Raw genomic sequence first — 9,582 nt, forward strand, 5'->3', positions numbered from 1 at the left:
TTGTGCATCCGGTTGACCACACGCAGCGATTCGATTCCACGTTCGGAGTCGTATCCGTGCTCGACGAGTTCGGCCATCAACAGCGCGGTGTCGTCGTAGCGCTTCTGGGGACGCTTCTCGAATTCACCGGTGCGCTGCAACAGTTCCGAGATGGTCGGCACGCAGTAGGTCCGGAACAGCGCGAACTCGAGTGAGCGCTGGTAGTCCCACGGAAACTCGTATCCTGCTGTGATGCGGTGGATTTCCTGATGGTCACGCATCGGATCGAGTTCCTCGATCCGACGCGCCCAGCCGTACCGTCCGCTGGGAACGCGGTCCCCGGATGGCGCGTCTACAACCTTGTCATTGGTCAGCATGTGATTCCCCTGCCGTTTCGTCAGCGTCCGTGCCTGCTCTTGAGCATCCACGCCGAAATCTTCATGTCCCGGGCCTTGCGTTCCATGGTCAGGAGATTCAGCGGAGCCCGGAACTTCTGCTGAGTGATCGACTTGACGCGGCTGAATTCGCGAAGACCGTCCGCACCGTGGATCCGGCCGAATCCGGAGTCCCCGACGCCGCCGAAGGGTAACGCCGCCACTCCGGCGAATCCGAGCACCGATCCGATGGTCACGACTCCGGTCCTGAGTCGCTCGGCGATCTGCATCGCCTTCTTCGAGTCCTTGGTGAAGACGGAGGCGCCGAGGCCGAAGGTGGTGCCGTTGGCCTTCTCCACGGCCTCGTCGAGACTGGCCACCTTGTTGATGACCACGGTGGGCCCGAAGGTCTCCTCGCAGACCGCGCTGCTGTTCTCGGGAACGCCGGTCAGGACGATCGGTCCGACATACCCGTCCTTGATGGAGTCGAGGCCACCCACCACGGCCGAGCCGCCCTTGTCGAGAGCGTCCTGCACGTGGCTGCGGACGACGTCCGCCTGACTCGGCATGGTCATCGGCCCGTAGGAGGCGTCCTTGCCGCCCGGATGGAGGGCCTTCGCCTTCTCGGTGAAGAGTTGCACGAACCGGTCGTACGCGCTGTCGACGACGTAGATCCGTTCCACACCGGCACACGTCTGGCCCGCGTTACCCATCGCGCCGAACACCGCGAATCCCGCAGCATCCTCGAGGTTCGCATCGGCGTCCACGAGCATGGCGTCCTTGCCGCCCGCCTCGACCACCAGAGGTGTGAGGGTTTCGGCGCAAGCCGCCATCACCCGTTTGCCGGTTGCGGCCGAGCCGGTGAAGGCGACCTTGTCCACGCCTGCCTTCACCAGTGCCGACCCGGTGGACCCGTCTCCTGTGACGACCTGGAGCACGGGCTGATTCGGGACGAGGGCCTGCCATTTGTCGGCCAGCCAGACGGCCACACCGGGGGTCAGCTCACTGGGCTTGAACACCACGGTGTTTCCCGCCGCCAATGCATAGGAGACCGAACCCATCGGGGTGTAGACGGGGTAGTTCCACGGGCCGATGACGCCGACGACACCCATCGGTTCGTAACCGACGCTGCTGCCCTGATTCGCGCTGACCAGACCGGACGAGACCTTGCGCCGACGCAACACCTTTCCGGCGTTCTTCGCCGCCCAGTCGAGATGCTCGATGGCCAGCATGACTTCGAGGAGAGCGTCGTCGTAGGGCTTGCCGGTCTCGGCGGCGATGAGTTCGGCGAGCTGACTTCCGTCGCGGGCCATCGACTTCTTCCACTCGAGCAGCCAGCGCTTTCGACCGTCAAAGCCCAGACCCTTCCACCAGGTCGATGCGACGCGGGCCTTGTCGACGGCCGCGCGCACTTCCTCGTCGCCCATGATCGGGTACTCGGCCAGGACGGTGCCGCTGCGCGGATCCAGCGACGCGAACGTCTTCGGCGCCGATGCAGTGGACAGCGGGGACTTCGCGGCCGGCTTCTCGGTCGTCTCTGCCTGCTGTGGCATGGTCGATTTCCTCCCTCGAGATCACATCAAATATATTTGATGTGATGTAATGTATTGCACATCACATTATGCGGCGCAAGGCCCCGCGGCAAGCCCGCCGACCCAGCCCGCGGCAGAGCAGCGCGTCCGCCGATCCCACGATCCGAGGAGTTCCCCGACATGAGCGTCGAATTCACCAGCGAACAGAAAGACTTCGCGCGGGCGGTCGCCGACTTCTGTAAACGCGAGACCGGTACCCGCGAGCAGCGAGACAAGCTGACCAACCACGGGGAGCACAACCACAACCAGGATGTCTACGAGAAGATGGCAAAGCTGGGATGGCTGGGCATCACCATCCCCGAGGAATACGACGGTTCTGACGCCAGCCTCGTCGACATGTGCATCCTCCTCGAGGAATCGGCCAAGGGCATGGCCCCCATCGGCGGGATCGGACCCACGCTGATCACGGGCGGTGCGTATGCCAAGTTCGGTACCGAAGCGCAGAAAGACGTCGTCCTGCGCGGCATCGTGGCCGGCCGATCACAGTCGATCTCCATGTCCGAGCCCGAGGCGGGCTCCGACGTCGGCAACCTCAGCACCCGCGCCGAAAAGACCGCCGACGGTTGGGTGATCAACGGTCAGAAGACCTGGTGTTCCAACGCGCACTTCGCCGATAACATCCTGCTGGTTGCGCGAACCGGGCGCGGGGACGGTAAACATGAAGGTCTGACCATGTTCCACGTCCCTGCCGGGACCCCGGGGTTGAAGATCAGCGGTATCGACACCATGGGTGGCAAGGAGGTCAACGACCTCTACTTCACCGACTGCGCACTGCCCGAGGATGCGGTGGTCGGTGAAGTCGGCAACGGCTGGCGCCAGCTGATGACCGGCCTGAACTTCGAACGCCTGATCCTCGGCGCAATGATGCTCGGAGTCGCGCAGCGCGCCTTCGACGACACACTCGCGTTCGTCACGCAGCGCAAGCAGTTCGGCCGCCCGGTCGGCACCTTCCAGGCTCTGCGTCACCGCATTGCAGACCTCGCGACCGAGATCGAATGCTGCAAGCTCCTCGTCTACAGCGTGGCCGAGGAAGCGGACGCCAACCCGGACAAGATGCTGGCACGGGAGGCGTCGATGGTGAAGCTGAAGGTCACCGAGACCGCGAAGAAGGTGGCACTCGAGGGCATGCAGATGATGGGCGGCTACGGCTACGCCACCGAGTTCGACATGGAAAAGCACGTGCGCACCACCCTCGTGTCCAGCATCTACGGCGGCACCAACGAAATCCAGCGCGACATCATCGGGAAGACCTACGGGCTCTAGACACCGCCCCCGCGGTTATTCTGATCTGCCGTAACGAAGGAGTCACCCATGGCATCGCCATCCCTGCCACGATCCTCAGCGGGCAAAACCCTGCGCCGCCGACCGCAGCTGTCGGACGACGTCGCGGTGCACGTCCGCAACCTGATCATGTCCGGGGGCGTTCGCCCGGGTGACTTCATTCGCCTCGACGAGACCGCTGCCGAGCTGGGAGTGAGCGTCACTCCGGTACGCGAAGCGCTCCTGACTCTGCGCGGCGAAGGCCTGGTGGAGCTGGTCCCCCATCGCGGTTACGTCGTCGCTCCCCTCAGTCGCGAAGACATCCACGACCTCTTCTGGCTGCAGGGCCAGATCGCCGAGGAACTCGCCATCCGCGCCACCAAGGCGGTCACGCCCGAGGCGCTGGAGGAACTGGCCAGGATCAACGAACGGCTTCGCAGCGCGGTGGCGGACAGTGACGCCGCGCGGATAGAGGACCTGGAATTCAAGTTCCACCGTGTCCTCAACCATCTCGCGAATGCCAGCAAGCTGTCCTGGTTCCTGCTGAGCGCCACCCGGTACACGCCGGCGCACTTCTACTCCTCCGACCCGGAATGGGGACAGTCTGCCGTCGAGAGCCATATCCGGCTGATCGCGGCCATGGCGGAGAAGAAGGCCGACGTGGTGGGCGCCGAAAACAAGGCTCATTTCATCGACGGCGCCCATCGGCTGGTCGCGCACCTCGACGAGATCGGCATCTGGGACTGAAGGCTCGCCCCTCGTGTCAGCGCCCGATCATCATCGGGACAAGCACGGTCCGGGCGAAGGACTCCATCTGCTCCCTGGTACCCAGTTCCGGTGGCCCGTCCGGCGTGAGAAGCAGCGATTGCGTCAGCCGGGTGATCACGACCGCAACAGCGGACACCTCGGGCTCGGGGGCGTCGACACCGGCGTGTTCGCGAATCCGCCGGATCCGGCTGCCGAGATATGCCGATGCCAGTTCGACGATCTGGCCCGCTCGAGCGGTCAGCGCGAGCAGCGTCTCATCCCGGTCGACCTCGAGCAGTTGATGCAGAAGCCTGTTGCCCCGCAACGCATTCTGCGTGACGACAAAGAATCGGACGACGTAATCGGCAGGGTCACCGACCGGTCCCAGAGCCTCTTCGATCTGACTCAATACGCGACCGGCCTCGAACACCATCGCACCGCCGACGATCTGGTCCTTGGTGCCCATCCTGCGATACAGAGTGGCTCGATTGACGCCTGCGCGACGCGCGATGTCGTCCGTGCTGGTGCGCCGGACACCCGTCAGCGCGAACTGCTCCAGCGCGGCGACCAGGATTCGCTCGTCCTCGGGCTCGAAGAGTTCGCCGGGCGTCCCGAGCAACGCGAGAAGAGGGTTGTCCGACATTCCGTCAACCTACGCCTCGACGATTACCGGAGGCGCCGTCAGCCCGCCTCACACGGCGCCGCGTTGCGCCCGGCATACGAAGGATCGAGTGCCTTCTGGACGATGTAGACGGCTCGCGGATCCGAGGTCAACTGATTGTGGCCGGCCTGGTTCGACTCACACCCGTCCTGAAGCCAGACGTTGTCGACGGCGGCACCCGGTCCTGGCGTGAGAAAAGTTGCCTCGGGCGGAGTCGACACGGTATCTCGCCGGCTCGCGACGACGGTGTATCGGATTCCCGGATCGGTGTCGCCGCCGGCGTTGAGAACCTGCAGGAACGGCGAGCCCACCATCTGCTGAATGTAGGACGGGCCCACTGCGACACCGGTGAGTGCCGTCACCGGGATACCCAGTGCCTGCGCGACACCCCCCAGCAGCTGGACGTCACCGAAGCTGGTGCCGTGATTCGTCGCACCGAGTGTGACCAGTGTGTGAACCTTGTTTCGTGCCGGATCCACACGGTCTGCGCCTCCCGCGAATCGCAGGTACTGACGAGACACGGTGCCGCCGAGCGAGTGGCCGACGAGGTCTACCTGCGGGGCACCGGTCTCGGTGCGCACCCGGTCCACGAATCCCGCGAGCTGCTGCGCCGACTCCGCGATGTCGCCGCCTCCGAACATGCGGAGAACATTGCCCCCGAACAGACCCGCTGACTGGCCGTAGTTGAGCGCGAAAACACAGTAACCCTCGGACGCGAGCGCAGGCGCGAGCGTTTCCCAGGTCGCCACCATGTCGACCCACGTCCCATGGACGAGTACCACGGGGCGGGGATGCGCTACCGAGGGTGTGCAGTTCCAGTCGTTCGCGCCCGGAAGCACCGCCGGATCGGCCACCGGCTCCGGATCTGTCACCACCGGTTCGGCGCCGGCAGGTGCGACGGCGAAGAACGTGACGACACATGTCAATACGGTCAAGAGAACCGTACCGGCAGACGATGGACGCATATGCCTCGTATCCTGGGTTGACGAAATAGACTGCTGGTTACGTTACCCAACAGTCCACAAAAGTCTCAATCCGAACTCGAGACCAAGGAGGTGCCGGCCGCTTCTTCGTTCCGCCGCTCTCGTCCGTCCCGGAGCAATCCGCACAGTGCGCGGAAACGAAGTACTCATGAACCACGATGGAACGGGACGAGAAAAATACTGCCGATCGAGCGAGTGGGGCGACCATGAACTACCCCTTGGACCAGCGAAACGGCGACGAGCCGGGGGATCCCCCGGGCACCGACGCGGAACACGCTCTCGACAGTCTGCGAGCCGAGCTCGACGCTGTCGATTCGACCCTGCTCGACACCGTGCGCAGACGGCTCGAGGTGTGCGTGCACATCGCCGAGGTGAAGCGCACTGTAGGCATCGCAATGATGCAGCCACACCGAGTGGGAGTGGTCCACGAGCGAGCGCGCCGATACGGCGCCCGTCACGGGGTGTCCCCCGAGTTCCTCGACTCGCTGTACAACCTTCTGATCGCCGAGGCGTGCCGGCTCGAAGACGTCGTGATCGAGGGCGGCGACGGGCAGAGTGCGACCGAGGCGCAGAACGCCGAGTCGTCATGAGCACCCGGACCCTGCTCGTCGACAACTACGATTCCTTCACCTACAACCTCTTCACGCTGCTGGCCGAGGTCAACGGCGAGCCTCCGACGGTGGTGCACAACGACGTGGAGTGGGAGTCGATCTCCTGGTCCGACTTCGACAACATCGTCATCTCGCCCGGACCGGGGCGTCCGGAGCGAGAACGCGATTTCGGTATCAGCGCCCGCATCATCGCACAGACACCGCTCCCGGTGCTCGGCGTCTGCCTCGGCCACCAGGGTCTGTGTCACCTGTTCGGCGGAAGTGTGGTGCTGGCCCCCGAGCCGATGCACGGCAGGGTGTCTCTGGTCGAGCACAACGGGTCCGATCTGTTCGCCGGCATCCCGTCGCCGTTTCCCGCAGTGCGATACCACTCGCTCGTCGTGCAGGATCTGCCCGGCGTTCTCGAGGCGACCGCGTGGACTTCCGACGGATTGTTGATGGGTGTTCGCCATCGAAACCGGCCGCTGTGGGGCGTCCAGTTCCACCCGGAGTCGATCAGCACCGCCTTCGGGCACGAATTACTGGCGAACTTCCGCGACCTCACCCCCACTCATTCGGACGGGCCTCCACTCGGGGCCGGGCTCAAAATTCCGATTCCCCACGCCCCCTACGTGGTGAAGCAGATCCGGATGGATCACGAAGTGGATGCGCGTAGCACCTTCGAGGAGCTCTTCGCGTCCGGACCGAACGCCTTCTGGCTGGACGGAACGTCGGCATCCGAGGCGGATTCGAGAGTCACGATCATGGGGAATTGCGCGGGCCCCCGCGCCGAATACATCACCTATGACGTCACCGAGTCGATAGTTCGGATCACGCGGGAGGGGTTGCCGGTCGAGCACGTCCACGCACCCTTCTTCGATTATCTGGAGCGCCAGCTGCAGGCGAGATCCGTCCCCGGAATGCCGGGAGTGCCGTTCGGCCTCGGTTACGTCGGATATCTCGGATACGAACTCAAGGCGGAGACAGGGGGCGCGGCCGCCCACAAGTCGCCCACTCCGGACGCGGCGCTGGTCTTCGCGGACCGCGCCGTCGTCATCGATCATTCGAACGAGCGCACCTATGCGCTGTGCCTCAGCGACCACGAGAACGATCCGGAGATGCTGCGCTGGCTGGACGAAACCGAGGCAGCGCTGCGCCGACTGGCCGAGCCCGACGACACGTCGTCCGCGGTTCCTCCGATCAGAAAACCCGAGTCCGTCGAGCTCGCACTGCGGCACGACCACGACCGGTACCTTGCGCACATCGCATCCTCACTCGGCGAAATACGGGCCGGTGAGTCCTATGAGGTGTGCCTGACCAATATGGCGACGGTGGATCAGCCGATCAACCCTCTGCCCACCTTCGAACTTCTACGCACCATCAGTCCCACCCCGTACAGCGCCTATCTGCAATTCGCCGGGCTGTCGGTGCTCAGTGCTTCGCCGGAACGCTTTCTTCGGATCGGCGCCGACCGGGTGGTGGAGTCCAAGCCGATCAAGGGCACCCGGCCGCGTGGTGTCACCCCGGACAAGGATGCGGCGCTCCGGCAGGATCTACTCGACAGCGAGAAGGATCGGGCCGAGAATCTGATGATCGTCGACCTCACCCGGAACGACCTCGCGCGGGTCTGTATCCCGGGTTCGGTGCACGTTCCCAAACTCTTCGATGTCGAGACCTACGCGGCGGTACACCAGTTGGTGTCCACGGTGCGCGGCACTCTGAAGTCCGATGCATCGGTGGTCGAATGTGTCCGTGCAGCGTTCCCCGGTGGTTCGATGACCGGCGCGCCGAAAATCCGGACGATGGAGATCATCGACCGGCTGGAGTCCGGGCCGCGGGGCGTGTATTCGGGTGCCATCGGCTACTTCTCACTGACGGGCACGGCCGACCTGTCGATCGTCATCCGGACGATCGTCGCCACGGACACCGACGTGACATTCGGCATCGGCGGGGCGATCACCGCCCTGTCCGATCCCGAGGAGGAGTTCGAGGAGGCGATGGTGAAGGCCGCCACCATGTTGCGTGCACTCACCGTCACCGCCCCCAGAGGGAACGAGATCGGTCAGTGACTCCCCCCACCGCACTCGTCCGATCCGCCGCTGTCATCGGCGGATCGGGACAGGTCGGCCGGATGGTCGCGACGCGGCTGCGCGCCGACGGACTGCGAATCCACACCGTGGATCTTCAGCCCGCTCTGGGCCCCGATCATGTACAGGGCGACATCACCGAATCCTCATCCCAGGTCCGCACACTCCTCGGTTCGGTGGAGGCGGTGGTCCTTGCGGTACCCGAAAGTGTGGCTCTCGCTGCGATTCCCGTCCTCTCGAAGTCGATGGCCGAGCAGGCTCTCCTCGTCGATACCCTCTCGGTGAAGTCCAGGTTCGCGGCCGCCCTGCAGTCGAGTGAGTTGTGCAACAGCGCGGTCGGGATCAACCCGATGTTCGCTCCCACCCTCGACCCTTCCGGACGCCCGATCGCAGCAGTCACCTACCGCGGTGGACGTCCCGTCGACTGGTTCCTGTCGCGGATGTCGGAAGGATGGGGTGCATCGGTCGTTTCGCTCGACGCGGAACGGCACGATCGGTTGACAGCCGTCACGCAGGCGCTGACCCACGCCGGCATTCTCGCCTTCGGTCTCGCACTCGCCGAACTCGGAGTGGACGGCCGAGATCTGACGGCGCTGGCAACTCCCCCACATCTGATGTCTCTCGCACTCCTCGCACGCGTCGGCGGCGGTGTCCCGGAGGTGTACTGGGATATCCAATCCGCCAATCCGTTCGCGCGGGAGGCGCGTCTCGCGCTGACGTCGGCACTCCACACGCTCGTCGAGACCGTCGACCACGGAACGGAGCACCACTTCGGGGCTCTCATGGCCCGCGCCTGTTCCCCGCTCGGCGACGAACAGGCGCCCCTCGCCGCGCTCTGCGCCGACATCTTCACCGACTCGTTGCGCCCGCCGTCCCGGGTCGGCACAGGAACGGAGACTCGTGATGATTCCTGAACAGATTCGTTCTATTCCTGCACACGACCCGAGCGACCCGGTCGAAAGCGCCATCATCCGGCGACTGTCCGGGAACTGGGGACGGCGCGCCACCGTGAGGAGAGCCGAGCCCGATCTCGACACGCTGTTCGACCTCGACAAACACGACTATCCGGACGAATTGCTGCCGTTCGCGGATCACGACACGTTCCGCCGCCTCTCACAGGACCAGCAAGCCAGGTTGCGGGCATGGGCGTGGATCTGCTTCAACAAGAACGTCATGGACATCGAACAGTACGTCGTGAATCCCGGATTCGATCTGGTGGCGCACGACGCATTCGCCAGCGGTCTGGGCGACACCTTCGCGATCGCCGTGCACCAGGCCATGGTGGACGAGCAGTACCACACGCTGATGC

General features: G+C 64.6%; 9 protein-coding genes and 1 pseudogene. 6 read left to right on the forward strand and 4 right to left on the reverse strand.

Going from position 1 to position 9,582, the window contains the following annotated elements; translation table 11 throughout:
- Together WAW17_RS21140 and WAW17_RS21145 are read right to left on the reverse strand one after the other, a co-directional pair.
- A pseudogene (locus tag WAW17_RS21140) lies at nucleotides 1–356 on the reverse strand (DUF2236 domain-containing protein); the annotation flags it as partial.
- 20 nt (nucleotides 357–376) lie between these two features.
- Nucleotides 377–1,906, reverse strand: coding sequence for an aldehyde dehydrogenase family protein (locus WAW17_RS21145; RefSeq protein WP_422334871.1), 1,530 nt, complete (start codon nucleotides 1,904–1,906; stop codon nucleotides 377–379).
- A gap of 159 nt (nucleotides 1,907–2,065) precedes the next feature.
- On the opposite strand from WAW17_RS21145, the gene WAW17_RS21150 reads away from it, so the two are divergent.
- Together WAW17_RS21150 and WAW17_RS21155 are read left to right on the forward strand one after the other, a co-directional pair.
- Nucleotides 2,066–3,208, forward strand: a complete 1,143-nt coding sequence (locus WAW17_RS21150; protein WP_422334872.1) for an acyl-CoA dehydrogenase family protein — start codon at nucleotides 2,066–2,068, stop codon at nucleotides 3,206–3,208.
- A 48-nt stretch (nucleotides 3,209–3,256) separates the two neighbouring features.
- Nucleotides 3,257–3,952, forward strand: a complete 696-nt coding sequence (locus tag WAW17_RS21155; RefSeq protein WP_422334873.1) for a GntR family transcriptional regulator — start codon at nucleotides 3,257–3,259, stop codon at nucleotides 3,950–3,952.
- 16 nt (nucleotides 3,953–3,968) lie between these two features.
- Here WAW17_RS21155 and WAW17_RS21160 read toward each other — a convergent pair whose 3' ends face one another.
- Nucleotides 3,969–4,595, reverse strand: coding sequence for a TetR/AcrR family transcriptional regulator (locus WAW17_RS21160; RefSeq protein ID WP_422334874.1), 627 nt, complete (start codon nucleotides 4,593–4,595; stop codon nucleotides 3,969–3,971).
- A gap of 38 nt (nucleotides 4,596–4,633) precedes the next feature.
- On the reverse strand, nucleotides 4,634–5,578 hold the full coding sequence (locus WAW17_RS21165) for an esterase/lipase family protein (protein ID WP_422334875.1): 945 nt from the start codon (nucleotides 5,576–5,578) through the stop codon (nucleotides 4,634–4,636).
- 224 nt (nucleotides 5,579–5,802) lie between these two features.
- Between WAW17_RS21165 and WAW17_RS21170 the strand changes: the two genes are divergently transcribed.
- The 4 genes from WAW17_RS21170 to WAW17_RS21185 form a co-directional block, all read left to right on the forward strand.
- Nucleotides 5,803–6,186 carry a chorismate mutase family protein gene (locus tag WAW17_RS21170; protein WP_422334876.1) on the forward strand — a complete coding sequence of 128 codons (384 nt, stop codon included), beginning with the start codon at nucleotides 5,803–5,805 and terminating at the stop codon, nucleotides 6,184–6,186.
- Nucleotides 6,183–8,255 carry an aminodeoxychorismate synthase component I gene (gene pabB, locus WAW17_RS21175; RefSeq protein WP_422334877.1) on the forward strand — a complete coding sequence of 691 codons (2,073 nt, stop codon included), beginning with the start codon at nucleotides 6,183–6,185 and terminating at the stop codon, nucleotides 8,253–8,255. Before WAW17_RS21170 ends, pabB begins: the two co-directional genes overlap by 4 nt.
- The gene (locus WAW17_RS21180) at nucleotides 8,252–9,187 is read left to right on the forward strand and encodes a prephenate dehydrogenase dimerization domain-containing protein (RefSeq protein ID WP_422334878.1); all 936 of its coding nucleotides are present in this window, start codon (nucleotides 8,252–8,254) and stop codon (nucleotides 9,185–9,187) included. Before pabB ends, WAW17_RS21180 begins: the two co-directional genes overlap by 4 nt.
- Nucleotides 9,177–9,582 (forward strand): diiron oxygenase (locus WAW17_RS21185; protein WP_422334879.1); only part of this gene is annotated, 406 nt, incomplete at its 3' end. The genes WAW17_RS21180 and WAW17_RS21185, both read left to right, overlap by 11 nt.

Origin of the sequence: Rhodococcus sp. (in: high G+C Gram-positive bacteria) (genome assembly GCF_049286785.1) — a bacterium.
GTDB lineage: Bacteria > Actinomycetota > Actinomycetes > Mycobacteriales > Mycobacteriaceae > Rhodococcus_F.

Bases quoted from the DNA above. Each gene is read 5' to 3' on its own strand.
- WAW17_RS21170 (WP_422334876.1), top strand. From the start codon at position 5,803: ATGAACTACCCCTTGGACCAGCGAAACGGCGACGAGCCGGGGGATCCC.
- pabB (WP_422334877.1), top strand. From the start codon at position 6,183: ATGAGCACCCGGACCCTGCTCGTCGACAACTACGATTCCTTCACCTAC.
- WAW17_RS21145 (WP_422334871.1), bottom strand. From the start codon at position 1,906: ATGCCACAGCAGGCAGAGACGACCGAGAAGCCGGCCGCGAAGTCCCCG.
- WAW17_RS21160 (WP_422334874.1), bottom strand. From the start codon at position 4,595: ATGTCGGACAACCCTCTTCTCGCGTTGCTCGGGACGCCCGGCGAACTC.
- WAW17_RS21165 (WP_422334875.1), bottom strand. From the start codon at position 5,578: ATGCGTCCATCGTCTGCCGGTACGGTTCTCTTGACCGTATTGACATGT.
- WAW17_RS21150 (WP_422334872.1), top strand. From the start codon at position 2,066: ATGAGCGTCGAATTCACCAGCGAACAGAAAGACTTCGCGCGGGCGGTC.
- WAW17_RS21155 (WP_422334873.1), top strand. From the start codon at position 3,257: ATGGCATCGCCATCCCTGCCACGATCCTCAGCGGGCAAAACCCTGCGC.